Below are 20,741 nucleotides of genomic sequence, written 5' to 3'. Positions count from 1 at the left end.
CCGGGCGCGTGGGTGTGCACGTGGGTGTGAACGAACGGAGCGCGGCGAGCCATGGACGACGAACAGCAGCGACCTGACCACGGTCCCCTGGCCGGTTTCACCGTGGGCGTGACCGCCGCCCGCCGGGCCGACGAACTGGGCGCGCTGCTCCAGCGACGCGGTGCCGTCGTCCTGCACGCCCCGGCCCTGCGGATCGTGCCGCTCGCCGACGACAGCGAGCTGCTGGCCGCGACCAAACAGCTCATCGACCAGGCGCCGGACGTCGTCGTGGCGACCACCGCCATCGGCTTCCGGGGCTGGGTGGAGGCCGCCGACGGCTGGGGGCTCGGTGACGCACTCCTGGAGCGGCTGCGCGAGGTGGACCTGCTCGCGCGCGGGCCCAAGGTCAAGGGCGCGGTGCGGGCCGCCGGGCTGACGGAGAAGTGGTCGCCGGCCTCCGAGTCCATGGCCGAGGTGCTGGACCGGCTCCTGGAGGAAGGTGTCGACGGCCGCCGGGTCGTCGTACAACTGCACGGCGAGCCGTTGCCGGGGTTCGTGGAGGCGCTGCGCGAGGGCGGCGCCGAGGTGGTCGGCGTGCCCGTCTACCGGTGGCTGCCGCCGGAGGACCTCGGGCCGGTCGACCGGCTGCTGGACGCCGCCGTCACCCGGGGCCTGGACGCCGTGACGTTCACCAGCGCACCGGCCGCCGCGTCCCTCCTCGCCCGCGCCGAGGAGCGCGGGCTGCTGCCCGAGCTGCTCGGCGCCTTCGGCCACGACGTGCTGCCGGCCTGCGTCGGCCCGGTCACGGCGGTGCCGCTCCAGGCGCACGGCGTCGACACGGCCCAGCCCGAACGCTTCCGGCTCGGCCCTCTCGTCCAGCTTCTGTGCCGGGAACTCCCGGCCCGCGCCCGTGCCCTGCCGGTCGCCGGGCACCGGATGGAGATCCGGGGGCACGCGGTGCTGGTCGACGGGGAGCTGCGGTCGGTGCCACCCGCGGGCATGGCCCTGCTGCGCGCGCTGTCCCGGCGGCCGGGCTGGGTCGTGCCCCGCGCGGACCTCCTGCGCGCCCTGCCGGGCGCGGGGCGCGACGAACACGCCGTCGAGACGGCGATGGCCCGCCTCCGCACGGCCCTGGGCGCGCCCAAGCTGATCCAGACGGTGGTGAAACGCGGCTACCGCCTGGCCCTGGACCCGGCGACGGACGCCAAGTACGCGGACGGGTGAGGGCGGGAAGTACGCGGACGGGTGAGGGCGGGCGCGTCCGTCGCCCCGCCGCCCCCCGTCGTCCCCCTCTCTCCACCACCCCCGACGCCTTCACCGGCCCGCCGTCTCCACCGGCCCGTCGTTCTCCGCCATGCGTCCATGCGTCCATGCGACCGGCACGGTGCCGTGACGGACGTGTCCCGGGCGCGCGGGCGCACACGCAGGCATCCACGTGGGAGCGGTACGAGGGGTTCCGGCCGCGGGAGCGGGCAGGCACTGTAGAGGGAGCGGGCCACCTGCTCCCCTTTCCAGCCCGCCCCACCGGGCCACCCCTAGGCGGTGACAGGAACATGGCACTGGGTACGGCCACCGACCCGTACGAGCTGCGGTTCGACACCGGGCGGATCTGTCTGGACCTCCTCGCCACCACCCACCCCGTGGAACGGCTCGACTCCGTCGAAGTGCTGCGCGCCTGGATCACCGGCTCCGGACTCGTCCCGCCGGGCACCCCGCTGACCCACGCCGACGCCTCCTGGCTGGCCGGCTTCCGCGAACTGCGCGGCGAGACCGCGAGGTTGGTGCGCGGCCGGTCCGCGTCCGGAACCCGCCCGTACGACCTCGCGCTCGCCCGCGTCAACGACCTCGCCGCCGCCGCACCCCCGGCCCCGCGCGCGGTGCACGGCGAGGACGGCGCGCTGGTACGGGAGCTGACCGGGCCACCGCAGTGCGCGGCGCTGCTCGGCGCCCTCGCCCGGGACGCCGTGGAACTGCTCACCGACCCCGCCGCACGGGCGAGCCTCAGGCAGTGCGCGGGCGACAACTGCCCGATCGTGTACGTCGACACCTCCCGCGGGCGCCGCCGGCGCTGGTGCTCCAGCGAGATCTGCGGCAACCGCGAGCGCGTCGCCCGGCACCGCCGCCGCGCCGCCCTCGCCCGGTAGCCACGTCGGCGCCCCCTTCGTCACACCAGCCCGGGGGGAACCGCCGACTCGCTTTGAACACCCCGCACTCCCCGCCCGTACCGAAGGGGCGAGCGACCGACTGGGGAACCCCCGGACGTCGGAGATGGGCGGGCGCAAGGATCCCGTCGTGGCCAAGGAGCGGGGTGACGCTCAGCTCCCGGACGGTCCCGGACTGGGGTTACGGCATCCCGGGCGCCACCACCGACAAGGCCGGGAAGCCGCTCTCCGGGCACGGCGGCGCCGCCTTCGAGCCCGGCCGGATCGATCACTTCGAGGTGATGACCTTCGACGGCAAGCGGCTGGTCGAGGTCGACGCGTAGCTTCCGGCGCCCCCTTCGCGTACCTTTGACGGCTGCCCAGCACGTCAGAAGGGGGCCCGGTGGCCGCACAGGCTCAACAGGACTCAGCGGTCGACTCGGTTCACGGCGCCACGGCGGAAGCCGTACACGACTCCGTACGCGACCGAGAGACCAGCGTGGAACAGGCACACCTGGACCGGGTGTACCGCCGCCTCGAGGAGAAGATCGACGAGGCCGAGTTCCTCATGCACGACGCCGCCCAGCGCGGCCATGTCGGCACGCCCGGCGCGCTGGCCGAGCGCGACGCGCAGGTCTTCCGGGCCGGCATCCACCTCAACCGCCTGAACAACGAGTTCGAGGACTTCCTCTTCGGCCGGATCGACCTGGTGCTCGGCAAGGACGGCAAGAAGGGCCCGGACGGCGCGTACACGGCGGTCGAGCCCGCCGAGGGCGCCCTCAGGCCCGACAACACCGCCGACATCGCCGAGACCCTGCACATCGGCCGTATCGGCGTCCTGGACGAGGACTACGCCCCGCTGGTCATCGACTGGCGGGCGCCCGCCGCGGCCCCCTTCTACCGGTCCACGCCGGTGGACCCGGGCCGGGTCGTGCGCCGCCGGGTGATCCGCTCCAAGGGGCGACGCGTCCTCGGGGTCGAGGACGACCTCATGCGGCCCCAGATCAAGGCGTACCTGGACGGCGAGGAACTGGCCGTCGTCGGCGACGGCGCCCTGATGGCCGCCCTCGGCCAGGCCCGTACCCACACGATGCGGGACATCGTGGCGTCCATCCAGGCCGAGCAGGACCTGGTGATCCGCGCCCCCGCCGCCTCCGTGACCTACGTCGAGGGCGGCCCCGGCACCGGCAAGACCGCCGTCGCCCTGCACCGGGCGGCGTACCTGCTCTACCAGGACCGGCGCCGGTACGCGGGCGGCATCCTGATCGTCTCGCCGACCCCGCTGCTGGTGGCGTACACCGAGGGCGTGCTGCCCTCCCTCGGCGAGGAGGGCCAGGTCGCCATCCGCGCCATCGGCTCCCTGGTCGACGGCGCCGGGGCCACGCTGTACGACTCCCCGGCCACCGCCCGCGCCAAGGGGTCCTCCCGCATGCTCGGTGTGCTGCGCAAGGCCGCGCGCGGGGCCCTGGAGCCGCAGGACTCGCCGACCCTGCTGCGGGTCGTCGCCTTCGGCCGCCGCCTCGAGCTGGAGGGCGAGGAGCTGGCCGCCATCCGCCGCGCCGTCCTCGGCGGCACCGCGCCCGTCAATCTGCTGCGCCCCCGCGCCCGCAGGCTGCTCCTGGACGCCCTGTGGGCCAAGTCCGGCGCCGGCGGCCGCCACACCGACCCCGAGCTGGCCGCCGAGCTGCGTTCCTCCTTCGACGAGGACGTCACCTCCGAGGACTCCTTCACCGGCTTCCTCGACGCCTGGTGGCCGGAGCTCACCCCCGGCGCCGTGCTGGCGGCCATGGCGGACGAGCGGCGCCTCGGCCGCTGGGCCCGGCGCGTCCTCAACCCCGGCGAGGTCCGCAAGGTGGCCCGTTCGCTGCGGCGCGAGGGCCACTCCGTGCACGACATCGCCCTGCTCGACGAGTTGCAGGCCATCGTCGGCACCCCGGCCCGCCCCCGCAAGCGGCGCGAGCTCGACCCGCTGGACCAGCTCACCGGCCTGGACGAGCTGATGCCGCAGCGCGAGGAGACCCAGTGGGAGCGCGCCGAGCGCCTCGCGCAGGAACGCACCGAGTACGCGCACGTCATCGTCGACGAGGCCCAGGACCTCACCCCCATGCAGTGGCGGATGGTCGGCCGCCGCGGCCGGCACGCCACGTGGACCGTCGTCGGCGACCCGGCCCAGTCCTCCTGGTCCGACCCCGACGAGGCGGCGGCGGCCCGTGACGAGGCCCTGGGCAGCCGCCCGAGGCGCCGCTTCCAGCTCACCGTGAACTACCGCAACCCGGCCGAGATCGCCGACCTGGCGGCCAAGGTGCTCGCCCTCGCCATGCCGGGCTCCGCGTCGCCGACGGCCGTCCGCTCCACGGGCGTGGAGCCGGGCTTCGTGGTGGTGCGGGACCCCCTCGCGCAGACGGTCCGGGCGGAGGCGGCCCGGCTGCTGGAGCTCGTCGACGGCACCGTCGGCGTCGTGGTCGCCATGAACCGCCGCGAGGAGGCCCGGCGCTGGCTGGCCGGGCTGGGGGACCGGGCGGTGGCGCTGGGCAGCCTGGAGGCGAAGGGCCTGGAGTACGACGCCACGGTCGTCGTCTCACCGGCCGAGATCGCCGACGAGTCGCCCGCCGGGCTGCGGGTGCTGTACGTCGCCCTGACCCGGGCCACCCAGCAGCTCACGGTCGTCTCGTGCGAGCGGGACGAGCCCGACGCCGCCGGGGTGCCGGACCTGCTCCGCGACTGAGGCACCCGGACGTGCGAGAGGCCCGCGCCGTCGGAACGGCGCGGGCCTCTCGTCTTTGATTGAGTGGCACCGACCCGCCATGCTCGCCTCGCGGCAAGTGGTCGCTCGTAGCGACGAAGGTTGGGCCCGGGGGCTTGGATCGAGCCGGTGCCACGTCCAAGGTAACAAACGATTCCCGCAAGACAATTCCCGTACCGGGGTTCGTTTCCGGGCCGGTGCGCCCCTTCCGCCGTCCTCTTCCGGTGTCCCCTTCCGTCGGTGGCCGACTTCTCGTATGGTGGAAGTCGTTTTCCGAAAAAGCCACCCTTCGGTTGGACGGCACGCGAACAAAAAGTTCGCAATCCGGGGCGGCTACCACGTACTCGGTGGTAGGTGCGACGATCGGACGGCACAACACAGCTACACGGTGAAAGCAGAGGAAGTCGGCCATGGCAACGGCGCCCAGCGTCTCCTACTCGATGACGGTCAGGCTGGAGGTGCCCGCGAGCGGAACCGCAGTCTCGCAGCTCACCACCGCCGTGGAGTCCTCCGGAGGCTCGGTCACCGGCCTCGACGTCACGGCCTCCGGCCACGACAAGCTCCGGATCGACGTCACCATCGCGGCCGGCTCGACCTCGCACGCCGACGAGATCGTGGAGCAGTTGCGCGGCATCGAGGGCGTCAGCCTGGGCAAGGTCTCCGACCGTACCTTCCTCATGCACCTCGGCGGCAAGATCGAGATGGCGTCGAAGCACCCCATCCGCAACCGCGACGACCTGTCCATGATCTACACGCCCGGTGTGGCCCGCGTGTGCATGGCGATCGCCGAGAACCCCGAGGACGCGCGCCGCCTCACCATCAAGCGCAACTCCGTTGCGGTCGTGACGGACGGCTCAGCCGTGCTGGGCCTCGGCAACATCGGCCCGAAGGCCGCGCTGCCGGTCATGGAGGGCAAGGCGGCCCTCTTCAAGCGCTTCGCCGGCATCGACGCCTGGCCCCTCTGCCTCGACACCCAGGACACCGACGCGATCGTCGAGATCGTCAAGGCCATCGCCCCGGGCTTCGCCGGCATCAACCTGGAGGACATCTCCGCGCCGCGCTGCTTCGAGATCGAGGCCCGGCTGCGCGAGGCCCTCGACATCCCCGTCTTCCACGACGACCAGCACGGCACCGCGATCGTCGTCCTCGCCGCGCTGACCAACGCCCTGCGGGTCGTCGGCAAGGGCATCGAGAACGTGCGGGTCGTCATGTCCGGCGCCGGCGCGGCCGGTACGGCCATCCTCAAGCTGCTGCTCGCCGCGGGCGTGAAGAACGCCGTCGTCGCCGACATCCACGGCGTCGTGCACGCCGACCGCGCGGACCTGGTCGACGCCGCGCCCGGCTCGGCGCTGCGCTGGATCGCCGACAACACCAACCCCGAGGGGCTCACCGGCACCCTGAAGGAGGCCGTGCACGGCGCCGACGTCTTCATCGGCGTCTCCGCCCCCAACGTCCTCGACGGCGACGACGTGGCCGCCATGACCGAGGACGCGATTGTGTTCGCGCTCGCGAATCCCGACCCCGAGGTCGACCCGGCGGTCGCCCGGCAGACCGCGGCGGTCGTCGCCACCGGCCGCTCCGACTTCCCGAACCAGATCAACAACGTCCTGGTGTTCCCGGGTGTGTTCCGCGGTCTGCTGGACGCCCAGTCCCGCACGGTCAACACCGAGATGATGCTGGCCGCCGCGCAGGCCCTCGCGGACGTGGTGACCGAGGACGAGATCAACCCGAACTACATCATCCCCAGCGTCTTCAACGACAAGGTCGCCGGTGCCGTCGCGGGCGCCGTGCGGGAGGCGGCGAAGTCCGCGGGGTCGGCGTCCTAGGCCCGTAGTGACGTCCTGGGCCCCGGAGCGATGCCCCGGGGACCCCCGGGGTCGGGGGAACGCTGTCCTGGGCCCCGGGGCGGTGCCTGGCGGCCCCTGGAGCGGTTGTGAGGATCGCCACGGCGGGCCGCCGTACCGGCGCGTCGTGGGAAGGCGGGCCTCGGATCGCCCTCTAGGGTGGCGCAAGGCTCAGGCCCTCTCGGCGTGTGACTCCCAAGGGTGTTCTCACGACTCCTGGGGGTGCCGGATTGGCTTTACCGCCGCAGGTGGAGGCAGGATGCCTCCCTGGGCGCGAGGGTCTGACGACCGACCCGGGTCCGGGGAGTGTCCGAGGCCCCTGGCAGCATCGGCATCGCTGTGCCCAACATGCGGCTCCGCCGCGTGGCACGCCTCAACGGCAAGAAGAACACGGGAGTAACAACATGAACCGCAGTGAGCTGGTGGCCGCGCTGGCCGACCGCGCCGAGGTGACCCGCAAGGACGCCGACGCCGTGCTGGCCGCGTTCGCCGACGTCGTCGGCGACATCGTCTCCAAGGGCGACGAGAAGGTCACCATCCCCGGCTTCCTGACCTTCGAGCGCACCCACCGTGCCGCTCGCACCGCCCGCAACCCGCAGACCGGCGAGCCGATCCAGATCCCGGCCGGCTACAGCGTGAAGGTCTCCGCGGGCTCCAAGCTCAAGGAAGCCGCCAAGGGCAAGTAGGCGCTCCGCTTCGAGCGCCGGGTGACTGCGGGCCGTCTCGCGGCTTGCGGGCCGCTGGTGGCTGGTCGCGCAGTTCCCCGCGCCCCTTGCAGGGGCGTTCCTCCATACGCCGATGGGGCGGTCACCCGAGTCCGGGTGACCGCCCCATCGGCGTGTTTCCGGGGCCGATGCCGGGAGGGCCCGGGGGTGACCCCCGGGCCCTCAGTCGGCGCGGCGTCGGCCTTGCCCGGTCGCGGAGGCGTCAGCCGAGTGCTTTGCCGGGCAGTTCGACCTTGGCGCCCAGCTCTGCCAGCTTCTCCATGCTGTGTCTGCCCGGGGGATGACCCCCGGACCCCCAGCCGGTGCGGTGTGGGTCTTGTCCGGGGGCGGCGGTCAGCCGAGTGCTTTGCCGGGCAGTTCGACCTTGGCGCCCAGCTCTGCCAGCTTCTCCATGAAGTTCTCGTAGCCCCGGTTGATCAGGTCGATGCCGTGGACCCGGGACGTGCCCTGGGCGGCGAGGGCGGCGATGAGGTACGAGAAGCCGCCGCGCAGGTCGGGGATGACCAGGTCGGCGCCCTCCAGCCTGGTCGGGCCGGAGACCACGGCCGAGTGCAGGAAGTTGCGCTGGCCGAAGCGGCAGTGGGAGCCGCCGAGGCACTCGCGGTAGAGCTGTATGTGGGCGCCCATCTGGTTGAGCGCGGAGGTGAAGCCGAGGCGGGACTCGTAGACCGTCTCGTGGACGATGGACAGGCCCGTGGCCTGCGTCAGGGCGACCACCAGGGGCTGCTGCCAGTCCGTCTGGAAGCCGGGGTGCACGTCCGTCTCCAGGGCGATGGACTTGAGCTGCCCGCCCGGGTGCCAGAAGCGGATGCCCTCGTCGTCGATCTCGAAGGCGCCGCCCACCTTCCGGAAGGTGTTCAGGAAGGTCATCATCGAGCGCTGCTGGGCTCCGCGGACGTAGACGTTCCCCTCGGTCGCCAGCGCCGCGGACGCCCAGGAGGCGGCCTCCAGGCGGTCCGAGAGGGCGCGGTGGGTGTAGCCGCCGAGCTCGTCCACGCCGGTGATGCGGATCGTGCGGTCGGTGTCCATCGCGATGATCGCGCCCATTTTCTGCAGGACGCAGATCAGGTCCTCGATCTCCGGCTCCACGGCCGCGTTGGACAGCTCCGTGACGCCCTCGGCGAGCACGGCCGTCAGCAGCACCTGCTCGGTCGCGCCGACGGACGGGTACGGCAGCCGGATCTTCGTGCCGCGCAGCCGCTGCGGGGCCTCCAGGTACTGGCCGTCCGCCCGCTTCTCGATCTTCGCGCCGAACTGCCGCAGCACGTCGAAGTGGAAGTCGATGGGCCGGCCGCCGATGTCGCAGCCGCCGAGGCCGGGGATGAAGGCGTGCCCGAGGCGGTGCAGCAGCGGGCCGCAGAACAGGATCGGGATGCGCGACGAGCCCGCGTGGGCATCGATGTCGGCGACGTTCGCGCTCTCCACGTGGGTCGGGTCGAGCACCAGCTCGCCGGGCTCCTCGCCCGGACGGACCGTCACCCCGTGCAGCTGCAGCAGTCCGCGTACCACCCGCACGTCGCGGATGTCCGGCACGTTGCGCAGCCGGCTCGGCGCACTGCCCAGCAGGGCCGCGACCATGGCCTTCGGTACGAGGTTCTTCGCACCGCGGACCCGGATCTCGCCCTCCAGCGGTGTTCCGCCGTGGACAAGCAGTACGTCATCAGCGCCGTTGACGGTCATGGATCTCGCGTTCCGTGGGGTTGGGCAGGGGCCAGAAGGGAAAGGGTAGTCGCCTTGTACCTCCCTTCAGTCAGCCCGTGCGGGGTCGGACGACGTCATGAGTTCGTCACAACACGTGGCGTTCCCCGGCGCGCACGCCGGGTCACGGTCGCGGGGTGTGCGCGGGGAGCGTGTTCACCCCCGTGCCCCCGATTGCCTCCCCACGGGAGGGGAACATGCGGGATCATGTCTGGCATGACCGAGGTGTCCTCGCTCACAGGGCGGCTGCTCGTGGCAACGCCCGCCCTGGCGGACCCGAACTTCGAGCGTGCGGTGGTGCTCCTTCTCGACCACGACGAGGAGGGCTCCCTCGGTGTCGTTCTGAACCGTCCCACGCCGGTCGACGTGGGCGACATCCTGGAGGGCTGGGCGGCCCTGGCCGGCGAACCCGGCGTCGTCTTCCAGGGCGGGCCCGTGTCGCTGGACTCGGCCCTGGGCGTCGCCGTCGTTCCCGGCGGGGCGGCAGGCGAGCGGGCGCCCCTGGGCTGGCGCCGGGTGCACGGGGCGATCGGCCTGGTGGACCTGGAGGCCCCGCCGGAGCTGCTGGCCCCCGCGGTGGGCGCCCTGCGGATCTTCGCCGGGTACGCAGGCTGGGGTCCGGGTCAGCTGGAGGACGAGCTGACGGAGGGCGCCTGGTACGTGGTCGAGTCGGAGCCCGGCGACATCTCCTCGCCGTTCCCGGAGAGACTGTGGCGCGAGGTCCTGCGCCGCCAGCGCAACGAGCTGGCGATGGTGGCGACGTACCCGGACGACCCCTCACTCAACTGATCACTCGACCGATCTCCCAGCCGATCCGTGCGAGCTGCAACAGCCCGGCTTTCAGTACTCTGGCATGCATGAGCACTCTCGAGCCCGAGCGCGGGACTGGTACGGGGACCCTCGTAGAGCCGACGCCGCAGGTGTCCCACGGTGACGGCGACCACGAGCGCTTCGCCCATTACGTCCAGAAGGACAAGATCATGGCGAGCGCCCTCGACGGCACCCCCGTCGTGGCGCTGTGCGGCAAGGTGTGGGTACCGGGCCGTGACCCGAAGAAGTACCCGGTGTGCCCCATGTGCAAGGAGATCTACGAGTCCATGAGCGGCGGCGGAGACGAGGGCAAGGGCGGAGACAAGAAGTAGCAGCCCACCCGCCCGAGGTTTCGAGGCCCCCGGAGTGTGCCCGCGCGCACTCCGGGGGCTTTCGTGTTGTCACGAAGTGGTTGAGACCTCTTGTGGACATGTTCATGTACTCCATAACCTCCTGGGTGTTGTGCAGAGCGAAACCGTCATTGCATATGGTGCAACGCACGTCCGGAGGATCTCTCCATGAAGCTCTCCCCCCGGCTGGCCGTGTCCCTGGCCACCGTCGCGGTCGCCACCGCCGCCTGTGCCCCCCAGACGTCCGACAACTCCTCGTCCGGCAAGGACGAGAAGAGCGGCACGCTGCGGGTCTGGCTCTTCCAGGAGGTCAACAACAAGCCGAAGGAACAGGTCGTCGACGCGGTCCTGGCCGACTTCGAGAAGGCGCACGAGGACACGGAGGTCACCGTCGAGTACATCCCCGTCGAGACCCGCGCCCAGCGCATCAAGGCCGCCTTCAACGACCCGAAGAGCGCCCCCGACGTCATCGAGTACGGCAACACCGACACCGCCGGCTACGTGAAGGACGGCGGGCTCGCCGACGTCACCGGGGAGTTCGCGGCCTGGGACGAGGCCAAGGACGCCGACCCCACCGCCCGGCAGTCGGTCACCGTGGACGGCAAGGTCTATGGCGCCCCCTACTTCGTCGGCGTCCGCGCGCTGTACTACCGGACCGACGTCTTCGACGAACTCGGCCTCGACGCCCCGAAGTCGCTGGACGAACTGGCGTCCACCGCGAAGAAGATCCGCGACGCGAAGCCCGACCTCTACGGCATCGCGGTCGGCGGCGCCTACACCTACGGCGCGATGCCCTTCATCTGGGCCAACGGCGGCGAACTCGCCACCGGCAAGGGCGGGTCGTACGCCTCGGCGATCGACAGCGCCGCCGCCCAGAAGGGCGTCAAGGCGTACACGTCCCTGTTCGGCGACGACAACTGCCCCGCCGCCAAGTGCGCCGGCATGGGCGGCAACGACACCGTCACCGCCTTCGCCTCGGGCAAGGCGGCCATGGCGATCGGCGGCGACTTCAGCCACCAGGCCGTGGAGGCCGGCAAGGTGAAGGGCAAGTACGCGGTCGTGCCGCTGCCGGGCGTGAAGGCCGGCTCGATCGCCCCGGCCTTCGCGGGCGGCAACAACATCGGCGTCCTGAAGAGCACCTCGCACCGCACCCTCGCCGTCGACCTGATGAAGCGGCTCGCGTCGAAGAAGGCACAGGGTGACCTGTTCGACGCGATGGGCTTCCTGCCGACCTTCACGGACGTACGGCAGCAGGTCGCGGCGAAGGAGCCGTTCGTGAAGCCGTTCGTGGACACCCTCGCCGCGGGGACCGAGTTCGTGCCGGCCTCGCCCGCGTGGGCGACGATCGACTCGTCCCTGGTGCTGCCGACCATGTTCCAGGAGGTGGTCAGCGGCAAGAAGGACGTGGGCGCCGCCGCCTCGGACGCGGCCCGGAAGATGAACGACGCGTTCGGTTCCGCCGGGTGACGGGGGTGCCTGAGGGGGTGGGGGGTGCGGTTCGCGGGCGGGTGCGGGTTCGGCGTGGCTCGTCGCGCAGTTCCCCGCGCCCCCGGGGAGGTTCCAGCACCCCTTGGGTCTACCTTGCCCCCGCTCTCGTCGTGCTCGGTGGGCTGCTCGTCTACCCCGTCTACCAGCTCGGGCTGATCTCCTTCCTGGAGTACACGCAGGCCCAGGTGTCCGGTGGGGAGCCGACCACCTTCCAAGGGTTCGGGAACTACGCCGAGTTGTTCGGGGACAGCGAGTTCTGGCGGGTGCTGCTCGCCACCGTCGTCTTCGCGGCGGCCTGCGTCGTCTCCACACTGGCCGTCGGGTGCGCGCTCGCCGTGTTGCTCACGCGGGTGCGTGCCCTGCCGCGGCTCGCTCTGATGCTCGCCGCGCTGGGCGCCTGGGCGACCCCCGCGGTCACCGGGTCGACGGTCTGGCTGCTGCTGTTCGACCCGGACTTCGGGCCCGTCAACCGGATGCTGGGCCTCGGCGACCACTCCTGGACGTACGGCCGCTACAGCGCCTTCCTGCTCGTCCTGCTCGAAGTGGTCTGGTGCTCCTTCCCGTTCGTCATGGTCACCGTCTACGCCGGCATCCGGTCCGTCCCCTCGGAGGTCCTGGAGGCCGCATCCCTGGACGGCGCCTCGCAGTGGCGCATCTGGCGCTCGGTGCTCGCCCCGATGCTCCGGCCGATCCTGGTGGTCGTCACCATCCAGTCGGTCATCTGGGACTTCAAGGTCTTCACCCAGATCTACGTCATGACGGGCGGCGGCGGCATCGCCGGCCAGAACCTCGTCCTGAACGTCTACGCCTACCAGAAGGCGTTCGCGTCCTCGCAGTACAGCCTCGGCTCCGCGATCGGCGTCGTGATGCTGCTGATCCTGCTCGCCGTGACGCTGGTCTACCTGCGGCTGCTGCGCCGCCAGGGGGAGGAGCTGTGAATCTTCCGCGCGCGCGGGTGCGCCGTCCGTGGCGGCTCGCGGCCGAGGCCTCGGCGCTGCTGATCGCGGTCGTGGTGGCCTTCCCGCTGTACTGGATGGTGCTGAGCGCCTTCAAACCGGCCGGGGAGATCGAGTCGACCGAGCCGCGGCCGTGGACCCTGACGCCCTCGCTGGACTCCTTCCGGCGGGTCTTCGGACAGCAGGAATTCGGTCGATACTTCCTCAACAGCCTCCTGGTGGCGGGCACCGTCGTGATCGCCTCGGCGCTCATCGCGTTCCTCGCGGCGACCGCGGTGACGCGATTCCGGTTCCGTTTCCGGACCACCCTGCTGATCATGTTCCTGGTGGCGCAGATGGTGCCCGTGGAGGCGCTCACGATCCCGCTGTTCTTCCTCATGCGGGACTTCGGTCAGTTGAACACGCTGGGCTCGCTGATCCTGCCCCACATCGCCTTCTCGCTGCCGTTCGCGATCTGGATGCTGCGGGGCTTCGTGAAGGCCGTGCCGGATGCGCTGGAGGAAGCCGCCTACATCGACGGGGCGAGCCGGGCGCGATTCCTGTGGCAGATCCTTTTCCCGCTGGTCTTCCCGGGGCTGGTGGCCACCAGCGTCTTCTCGTTCATCTCGACCTGGAACGACTTCCTGTTCGCCAAGTCGTTCATCATCAGCGACACCTCCCAGTCGACACTGCCGATGGCGCTGCTGGTCTTCTACAAGCCGGACGATCCCGACTGGGGCGGTGTGATGGCCGCCTCCACGGTGATGACGATTCCGGTGCTGGTCTTCTTCGTACTCGTACAACGACGACTCGTCTCCGGCCTCGGCGGAGCGGTGAAGGACTGACATGACGGACGTGATCCCCCAGCCCCGGCAACTGACGTCCGACGGGGCCGGCTTCCTCGATCTCGGCCCGGACACCAAGGTGGTGGCGGGAGAAGGGACGGAGCGCACCGAACGCTGGCTGCGCGCCACTCTGGGCGCGGCCACCGGCCTGCCGTTCCCGCCCGGGACGGGGGACGGCAACGTCATCCGCCTGTCCCTCGACGGCGGGCTGGGCGCCGAGGGCTACCGCCTCGACGTCACCCCGGCCGGCGTGCACCTCACGGGCGGTGATCCGGCCGGCCTCTTCTGGGGCGCTCAGACGCTGCGGCAACTGCTCGGCCCGGACGCCTTCCGGCGCGCGCCCCTGCCCGGCAGCCGGTGGCGGCTGCCGCTCTGCCGGGTGCGGGACGCGCCGCGCTTCCCCTGGCGCGGCCTGATGCTGGACGTCGCCCGGCACTTCATGCCCAAGGAAGGCGTCCTGCGGTACCTGGACCTGATGGCGGCCCACAAGCTCAACGTGCTGCACTTCCACCTGACGGACGACCAGGGCTGGCGCGTCGAGATCGAACGCCACCCGAAGCTCACCGAGACCGGCTCCTGGCGGGCGCGCACCAAATACGGCCACCGGGCCTCGCCACTGTGGGAGGACAAGCCCCACGGCGGTTACTACACCCAGGACGACATCCGGGAGATCGTCGCCTACGCCGCCGAACGGCACATCACCGTCGTCCCCGAGATCGACGTACCCGGACACTCGCAGGCCGCCATCGCCGCGTATCCGGAACTCGGCAACACGGACGTGATCGACACCACCGCCCTCTCCGTCTGGGACACCTGGGGGGTCTCTCCCAACGTACTCGCCCCCACCGACCACACCCTGCGCTTCTACGAGGGCGTCTTCGAGGAGCTCCTCGAGCTTTTCCCCTCGGAGTTCATCCACATCGGCGGGGACGAATGCCCCAAGGACCAGTGGCGGCGCTCGGCCACCGCGCAGGCGCGCATCGAGGAACTCGCGCTCGCCGACGAGGACGAACTCCAGGCCTGGTTCGTCCAGCACTTCGACACCTGGCTCGCCGGGCGCGGACGCCGGCTCATCGGCTGGGACGAGATCCTGGAGGGCGGACTGGCCAAGGGTGCGGCCGTGTCCTCCTGGCGCGGGTACGCGGGCGGGGTCGCCGCCGCGCGCGCGGGGCACGACGTGGTCATGTGCCCCGAGCAGCAGGTGTACCTGGACCACCGGCAGCACGGCGGTGAGGACGAACCCGTGCCGATCGGCTTCGTGCGCACCCTGGAGGACGTCTACAGGTTCGAGCCGGTTCCGGCGGAGTTGACGCCGGACGAGTCCGCACACGTGCTCGGCACCCAGGCGAACGTGTGGACCGAGGTGATGGAGAACCAGTCCCGCGTGGACTACCAGACGTTCCCGAGGCTCGCCGCCTTCGCCGAGGTCGCCTGGAGCGACCTCCCCGCCCCGGCCGACCGGGACTTCGCCAGGTTCGACCGGCGGATGGCCGCCCACTACCGGCGGCTCGACGCCCTGGGCGTCGCCTACCGGCCGCCCGCCGGTCCCCTGCCCTGGCAGCGGCGGCCCGGCGTGCTCGGCCGGCCGATCGAGGGGCCGCCGCCGAACAGGTAGACGCCGCCGAACAGGTAAGGAGAAAGCCCCGAAACGCCACGGAAGCGTGGCAACTCGTGTGCGTCGCACGTACCACCGATCGTTGGATATCCCGTGCGAAAGCGGGCCATGTCACTGGTGAGGTGGGTGAATGCCTCCTAGCGGACCCCCGCGTTCGGGCCCTGCGAAGATGTGCCAGAGTTGCCACGTCCGCCCTGTCAGGCCGTACCGTACGGCCACACGGGCGGGACCAGGTGGGACAGCGGGAAGGGGCAGTCGGTTTGACCACGCACGCACCGCAGGCGGCGCAGGCCGTCACGCTGCCCACAACACTGGACGAGGCCGTGGCGGCACTCGCCGCCGTGCCCGCCGCCGTGCCGGTCGCGGGCGGCACCGACCTGATGGCCGCCGTCAACTCCGGTCAGCTCAGGCCCGCCGCGCTGGTCGGTCTCGGCCGGATCAGCGAGATCCGCGGCTGGCAGTACCAGGACGGCCACGCGCTGCTCGGCGCGGGACTCACGCACGCCCGCATGGGCCGCCCCGACTTCGCCGCCCTCATCCCGGCGCTCGCCGCCGCCGCGCGCGCCGCCGGTCCGCCGCAGATCCGCAACGCCGGCACCCTGGGCGGCAACATCGCCTCGGCCGCGCCCACCGGCGACGCGCTGCCGGTGCTGGCCGCCCTGGAGGCGACGCTGATCATCGCGGGTCCGGACGGGGCCCGCCGGGAGGTGCCGGTGTCGCACCTGCTGGCCGGCATGGAGATGCTCCGCGCGGGCGAGCTCATCGGCTACGTGCGCGTGCCGCTGCTGCACGCGCCCCAGGTCTTCCTGAAGGCGACCGGCCGGACCGGCCCGGGCCGCGCGATGGCCTCCGTGGCCCTGGTCCTGGACCCCGCCCGCCGCGGGGTGCGGTGTGCCGTCGGTGCCATCGCGCCGATGCCGCTGCGTCCCCTGGAGGCGGAGGAGTGGGTCGCCCGGCTCATCGACTGGGACAACGGCCGCGCGATCGTCCCGGAGGCCCTGCACGCCTTCGGCGAGTACGTCGCCGCCGCCTGCATCCCCGACGCGGCCCCGGCCGAGGACGGTTCCGTACCGCAGCTCCCGCCGGCCGTACTGCACCTGCGGCGCACCGTCGCCGCGCTGGCCCGACGAGCACTGGGGAGGGCGCTGTCGTGACCGACGACCAGCACGGCGACCAGCACGGAGGGGGCACGCCCCCGAGCGGCGGACGCTGGGACCCGCTGCCCCAGGGCGACTACGACGACGGCGCCACCGCCTTCGTGAAGCTGCCCGAGGGCGGCGTGGACGCGCTCTTCGCCTCCGCGGACAGCCCGCTCGCCGCGCCCGGACACGGCTATGTGCCGCCGCAGATCACGGTCGCGCCCGCCACCGGCACCGACCCGGCGGCCACCGGCACGTGGGGGATGCCGTCCGCACCCGTCGACGGCACCCAGTGGCACGTCCCGGACGCCGGTCCGCAGCAGGGCGGCCAGGAACACGGCGGCCAGGGATACGGCGGGTACCCGGAGTACGCCGCCGAGTACGCGCAGCAGGACCCGTACGGCCAGGCCGCGCCGTACGAGCCGTACGACGTGGACGCGACGCAGGGCGACGGGTTCACCTACCGCCCCGGGGCCACCGGCCAGTGGGACTTCTCCGGTGCCGACGAGGGCACGGGCGCCGCGCCGCCCGCTTCCGCGCCCGGCCAGGACGTGACCGGGCAGTGGTCCATCCCCGTCGCCGACGGTGATCTGCCGGACGAGTCGGGTGAGTACACCACGTCGTCCCTGGCCGAGCAGTGGGGCGGAACTGCACCGGCCACCCTGCCCGGCGGCGCCCCCGCACCCTGGGCGACCCAGGCGACCGGACAGCCGTGGGGCGACCGCGCGGCGGCGGCCGGACCGGGTGGCGAGGAGCAGCCGGCCGAGGACCGGCCGGCCGCGACCCCGCACGCACCCGAGCCCGCCGCCGGCCCGTACGCGGAAGCGCCCGCCGGGCCCGCCGTCGAGGTCGGCCCCGCCGGGCCGACGGCCGGCGAGACGGTGACCGGTGAACCACAGGGGGCCGAGGAGGCCCCTGGGGGCCCCGCTGAGCCCTCGGCGGGCGCAAGTGGGGACGTGGAGCCGGGATCCGGTCCGGAAGCCGCTGAGGAGCCCATGGCGGGCTCCGGCCCGGAAGCCGTCGAGGAGCACGTGGCGGGCTCCGGTCCGCAGGGTGCCGAGGCGCCCGTGACGGACCCGGCACCGGTCGCCGCGACCGGCCCGGACGCGGCTGAGGAACCCACGGCGGGCTCCGACCCGGAGACCGCGCGGGAGCGCACGCCGGAGCCCGGGCGGGAGCAGGGACAGGAGCCGGGGCGACAGCCGGAGGCGGAGCCCCCGACCGACCCGGCCGCCGATCCGCAGGCTGCCCAGCCCGACCCGGCCGCCGACCCGCAGGCTGCCGAGGCCGACCCGGCCGCCGATCCCCAGGCAGGCCCGGCCGCCGACTCCCAGGAGCGGCCCTTGGCCGCTCCGCACGAGGACCGCCCCCTCGCCTCGTACGTACTGCGCGTCAACGGCGCCGACCGGCCCGTCACCGATGCCTGGATCGGAGAGTCGCTGCTCTACGTGCTGCGCGAGCGGCTCGGCCTCGCGGGCGCCAAGGACGGCTGCTCGCAGGGCGAGTGCGGCGCCTGCAACGTGCAGGTCGACGGACGGCTGGTCGCCTCCTGCCTGGTCCCGGCCGTGACCGCCGCCGGCAGCGAGGTGCGTACGGTCGAGGGACTGGCCGCCGACGGGCAGCCGTCGGACGTGCAGCGGGCGCTCGCCCGGCGTGGCGCGGTGCAGTGCGGCTTCTGCGTGCCCGGCATGGCGATGACCGTGCACAACCTCCTGGAGGGCAACCCGGCGCCGACCGAGCTGGAGGCCCGGCAGGCCCTGTGCGGCAACCTCTGCCGCTGCTCCGGCTACCGGGGCGTCCTGGAGGCGGTCAAGGAGGTCGTCGCCGAACGCGAGGCGCACGCCGCCGCCGACACGCCCGGGACGGACGACGACGAGCCCCGTATCCCCCACCAGGCGGGTCCGGGCGCGGGCGGCGTCAACCCGGCGGCGTTCGAGTTCCCCGAACCGCCCGGGACACCGCGCGCACCCGGACCGCACTCCCAGGGCCCCCACTCCCGGGGACCGCACGACCAGCCCTTCGGTGACCAGCCCCACCGCCAGGACGGAGGCCACGCGTGAGCAACGACGCCGCGACTGCGGAGGCCGCGGGAGCCGTCGAGGCCGCCCCGGCCCCCGAGCCGGTCCCGCACGGCCTCGGCACGTCCCTGCCGCCCGCCGACGCCCGCGCCAAGACGGAGGGCACCTTCCCGTACGCCGCCGACCTGTGGGCCGAGGGTCTGCTGTGGGCGGCCGTCCTGCGCTCACCGCACCCGCACGCGCGCATCGTGTCCATCGACACCACCCACGCGCGGGAGATGCCCGGCGTCCGCGCGGTCGTCACCCACGAGGACGTGCCCGGCACCCCGCTGCACGGGCGGGGCCGCGCCGACCGCCCGGTGTTCGCCTCCGAGGTCGTACGCCACCACGGCGAGCCCCTCGCCGCCGTCGCCGCCGACCACCCGGACACCGCGCGGATGGCCGCCGCCGCCGTCATCGTCGAGTACGAGGTGCTCGACCCGGTGACCGACCCCGAGCAGGCCTTCGAGGCCGAGCCACTGCACCCCGACGGCAACCTGATCCGGCACATCCCGCTGCGGCACGGCGACCCGGAGGCGGCCGGCGAGGTCGTCGTCGAGGGCCTGTACCGCATCGGCCGCCAGGACCCGGCCCCCATCGGCGCCGAGGCGGGCCTCGCGGTGCCACGGCCCGACGGCGGCGTGGAGCTGTACCTGGCCTCCACCGACCCGCACGGTGACCGCGACACGGCCGCCGCCTGCTACGGCCTGGCACCCGACCAGGTGAAGGTCGTCGTCACCGGGGTGCCCGGTGCCACCGCCGACCGTGAGGACCGGGGTTTCCAGCTGCCGCTCGGCCTGCTGGCGCTGAAGACCGGCTGCCCGGTGAAACTGACCGCCACGCGCGAGGAGTCCTTCCTCGGCCACGCCCACCGGCACCCCACCCTCCTGCGCTACCGCCACCACGCGGACGCCGAGGGACGGGTGGTGAAGGTCGAGGCGCAGATCCTGCTCGACGCGGGCGCCTACGCCGACACCTCCTCCGACGCGCTGGCCGCCGCGGTGGCGTTCGCCTGCGGCCCCTACGTCGTCCCCAACGCCTTCATCGAGGGCTGGGCCGTACGCACCAACAACCCGCCGTCCGGTCATGTGCGCGGCGAGGGCGCCATGCAGGTGTGCGCCGCGTACGAGGCGCAGATGGACAAGGTCGCCAAGAAGCTCGGCCTGGACCCGGCCGAGGTGCGGCTGCGCAACGTCCTGGCCACGGGCGACGTGCTCCCCACCGGCCAGACGGTCACGTGTCCCGCCCCCGTCGCCGAACTCCTCCAGGCGGTCCGCGACTTCCCGCTGCCCGCCCTGCCCAAGGACACGCCCGAGGACGAGTGGCTGCTGCCCGGCGGCCCCGAGGGCGCGGGCGAACCGGGCGCCGTGCGCCGGGGCGTGGGCTACGGCATCGGCATGGTGCACATGCTCGGCGCCGAGGGCGCCGACGAGGTCTCCACGGCCACCGTGAAGGTCCACGACGGCGTGGCGACGGTGCTGTGCGCGGCTGTCGAGACCGGCCAGGGCTTCACCACCCTGGCCCGGCAGATCGTGCAGGACACCCTCGGTGTCGACGAGGTCCACGTGGCCCCCGTCGACACCGACCAGCCCCCGGCCGGCCCGGGCTGCCGGGGCCGCCACACCTGGGTGTCGGGCGGCGCGGTGGAACGGGCGGCCAAGATGGTCCGCACCCAACTCCTGCAGCCCCTGGCGCACCAGTTCGGGATGTCGACCGAGCTGCTCCAGATCGCCGACGGCAAGATCACCTCGTACGACGGCGTGCTGTCCACCACGGTCGCCGAGGCGCTGGACGGCAAGGAACTGTGGGCCACCGCCCAGTGCCGCCCGCACCCGACCGAGCCGCTGGACGAGGCAGGCCAGGGCGACGCCTTCGTCGGCATGTCCTTCTGCGCGATCCGCGCGGTGGTGGACGTCGACATCGAGATGGGCTCGGTACGGGTCGTGGAGCTGGCCGTCGCGCAGGACGTGGGCCGGGTGCTGAACCCGGCCCAGCTCACCGCCCGGATCGAGGCGGGCGTGACCCAGGGCGTCGGCATCGCGCTGACGGAGAACCTGCGCACTCCGCGAGGCCTGATCCGCCACCCCGACCTGACCGGCTACGCCCTCCCGACCGCGCTGGACGCCCCGGACATCCGGATCGTGAAGCTCGTCGAGGAACGCGACGTGGTCGCCCCCTTCGGCGCGAAGGCGGTCAGCGCGGTGCCGGTGGTGGCCTCCCCGGCGGCCGTGGCCTCCGCCGTACGCGCGGCCACGGGGCGCCCGGTCAACCGTCTCCCGATCCGGCCGCAGGCCGCGGTGGTCACCGGAAACTGACCTTCTCGCGCGAAACCGGCCTCCTCGCGCGCGTGAGGCAACGCGTGGGGTGTCCGG

The 20,741-nt window shown here is 72.8% G+C and carries 15 protein-coding genes and 1 pseudogene; 15 read left to right on the top strand and 1 reads right to left on the bottom strand.

Annotated features, from left to right (window positions below):
• Window positions 1-51 precede the first annotated feature (51 nt).
• From RM812_RS22990 to RM812_RS22965, 6 genes and pseudogenes are all read left to right on the top strand, one after another.
• Window positions 52-1,203, top strand: coding sequence for a uroporphyrinogen-III synthase (locus RM812_RS22990; protein ID WP_311575129.1), 1,152 nt, complete (start codon window positions 52-54; stop codon window positions 1,201-1,203).
• 329 nt (window positions 1,204-1,532) lie between these two features.
• The gene (locus RM812_RS22985; protein ID WP_311575128.1) at window positions 1,533-2,123 is read left to right on the top strand and encodes a CGNR zinc finger domain-containing protein; all 591 of its coding nucleotides are present in this window, start codon (window positions 1,533-1,535) and stop codon (window positions 2,121-2,123) included.
• Between the two features lie 167 nt (window positions 2,124-2,290).
• Window positions 2,291-2,464 (top strand): annotated as a pseudogene (locus RM812_RS22980) (RNA polymerase subunit sigma); the annotation flags it as partial.
• A 59-nt stretch (window positions 2,465-2,523) separates the two neighbouring features.
• Window positions 2,524-4,845, top strand: a complete 2,322-nt coding sequence (locus RM812_RS22975) for a HelD family protein (protein ID WP_311575127.1) — start codon at window positions 2,524-2,526, stop codon at window positions 4,843-4,845.
• Window positions 4,846-5,273: 428 nt separating this feature from the next.
• Window positions 5,274-6,689, top strand: a complete 1,416-nt coding sequence (locus tag RM812_RS22970) for an NAD-dependent malic enzyme (RefSeq protein WP_311575126.1) — start codon at window positions 5,274-5,276, stop codon at window positions 6,687-6,689.
• Window positions 6,690-7,111: 422 nt separating this feature from the next.
• A complete protein-coding gene (locus RM812_RS22965) occupies window positions 7,112-7,393 on the top strand; it encodes an HU family DNA-binding protein (RefSeq protein WP_003990598.1) in 282 nt (93 codons plus the stop codon).
• 372 nt (window positions 7,394-7,765) lie between these two features.
• On the opposite strand, the gene murA is transcribed toward RM812_RS22965, so the two are convergent.
• A complete protein-coding gene (gene murA, locus RM812_RS22960; protein WP_311575125.1) occupies window positions 7,766-9,112 on the bottom strand; it encodes a UDP-N-acetylglucosamine 1-carboxyvinyltransferase in 1,347 nt (448 codons plus the stop codon).
• A 234-nt stretch (window positions 9,113-9,346) separates the two neighbouring features.
• Here murA and RM812_RS22955 point away from each other — a divergent pair, with 234 nt between their 5' ends.
• The 9 genes from RM812_RS22955 to RM812_RS22915 all read left to right on the top strand — a co-directional run bounded on the left by RM812_RS22955 (window position 9,347) and on the right by RM812_RS22915 (window position 20,684).
• Entirely contained in the window at window positions 9,347-9,919 is a 573-nt protein-coding gene (locus tag RM812_RS22955; protein ID WP_311575124.1) for a YqgE/AlgH family protein, read from the top strand.
• A gap of 68 nt (window positions 9,920-9,987) precedes the next feature.
• On the top strand, window positions 9,988-10,272 hold the full coding sequence (locus RM812_RS22950; RefSeq protein ID WP_217142822.1) for a DUF3039 domain-containing protein: 285 nt from the start codon (window positions 9,988-9,990) through the stop codon (window positions 10,270-10,272).
• A gap of 186 nt (window positions 10,273-10,458) precedes the next feature.
• Window positions 10,459-11,757, top strand: coding sequence for an extracellular solute-binding protein (locus RM812_RS22945; protein ID WP_311575123.1), 1,299 nt, complete (start codon window positions 10,459-10,461; stop codon window positions 11,755-11,757).
• Between the two features lie 41 nt (window positions 11,758-11,798).
• Entirely contained in the window at window positions 11,799-12,716 is a 918-nt protein-coding gene (locus RM812_RS22940) for a carbohydrate ABC transporter permease (RefSeq protein WP_311575122.1), read from the top strand.
• Complete coding sequence (locus tag RM812_RS22935) at window positions 12,713-13,558, top strand: carbohydrate ABC transporter permease (protein ID WP_311575121.1); 846 nt, start codon at window positions 12,713-12,715, stop codon at window positions 13,556-13,558. The genes RM812_RS22940 and RM812_RS22935 overlap by 4 nt, the downstream gene beginning before the upstream one ends.
• 1 nt (window position 13,559) lies before the next feature.
• The gene (locus RM812_RS22930) at window positions 13,560-15,173 is read left to right on the top strand and encodes a beta-N-acetylhexosaminidase (RefSeq protein ID WP_311575120.1); all 1,614 of its coding nucleotides are present in this window, start codon (window positions 13,560-13,562) and stop codon (window positions 15,171-15,173) included.
• A 260-nt stretch (window positions 15,174-15,433) separates the two neighbouring features.
• Window positions 15,434-16,327, top strand: a complete 894-nt coding sequence (locus RM812_RS22925; protein WP_311575119.1) for an FAD binding domain-containing protein — start codon at window positions 15,434-15,436, stop codon at window positions 16,325-16,327.
• Window positions 16,324-18,372, top strand: a complete 2,049-nt coding sequence (locus tag RM812_RS22920; RefSeq protein ID WP_311575118.1) for a 2Fe-2S iron-sulfur cluster-binding protein — start codon at window positions 16,324-16,326, stop codon at window positions 18,370-18,372. Before RM812_RS22925 ends, RM812_RS22920 begins: the two co-directional genes overlap by 4 nt.
• Window positions 18,369-20,684: a xanthine dehydrogenase family protein molybdopterin-binding subunit gene (locus RM812_RS22915; protein WP_311575117.1), complete on the top strand. Its 2,316-nt coding sequence runs from the start codon at window positions 18,369-18,371 to the stop codon at window positions 20,682-20,684. Before RM812_RS22920 ends, RM812_RS22915 begins: the two co-directional genes overlap by 4 nt.
• Window positions 20,685-20,741 lie beyond the last annotated feature (57 nt).

The organism is Streptomyces lancefieldiae, from assembly GCF_031845825.1.
Taxonomy (GTDB): domain Bacteria; phylum Actinomycetota; class Actinomycetes; order Streptomycetales; family Streptomycetaceae; genus Streptomyces; species Streptomyces lancefieldiae.
Note: the sequence above shows the minus strand (reverse complement) of the source record. Positions and strands in the feature narration are given on the sequence as shown.

What these genes read in the sequence shown, in the direction of transcription:
- RM812_RS22990 (WP_311575129.1), top strand. Translation starts at nt 52, where the DNA reads ATGGACGACGAACAGCAGCGACCTGACCACGGTCCCCTGGCCGGTTTC.
- RM812_RS22970 (WP_311575126.1), top strand. Translation starts at nt 5,274, where the DNA reads ATGGCAACGGCGCCCAGCGTCTCCTACTCGATGACGGTCAGGCTGGAG.
- RM812_RS22930 (WP_311575120.1), top strand. Translation starts at nt 13,560, where the DNA reads ATGACGGACGTGATCCCCCAGCCCCGGCAACTGACGTCCGACGGGGCC.
- RM812_RS22985 (WP_311575128.1), top strand. Translation starts at nt 1,533, where the DNA reads ATGGCACTGGGTACGGCCACCGACCCGTACGAGCTGCGGTTCGACACC.
- murA (WP_311575125.1), bottom strand. Translation starts at nt 9,112, where the DNA reads ATGACCGTCAACGGCGCTGATGACGTACTGCTTGTCCACGGCGGAACA.
- RM812_RS22955 (WP_311575124.1), top strand. Translation starts at nt 9,347, where the DNA reads ATGACCGAGGTGTCCTCGCTCACAGGGCGGCTGCTCGTGGCAACGCCC.
- RM812_RS22945 (WP_311575123.1), top strand. Translation starts at nt 10,459, where the DNA reads ATGAAGCTCTCCCCCCGGCTGGCCGTGTCCCTGGCCACCGTCGCGGTC.
- RM812_RS22965 (WP_003990598.1), top strand. Translation starts at nt 7,112, where the DNA reads ATGAACCGCAGTGAGCTGGTGGCCGCGCTGGCCGACCGCGCCGAGGTG.
- RM812_RS22950 (WP_217142822.1), top strand. Translation starts at nt 9,988, where the DNA reads ATGAGCACTCTCGAGCCCGAGCGCGGGACTGGTACGGGGACCCTCGTA.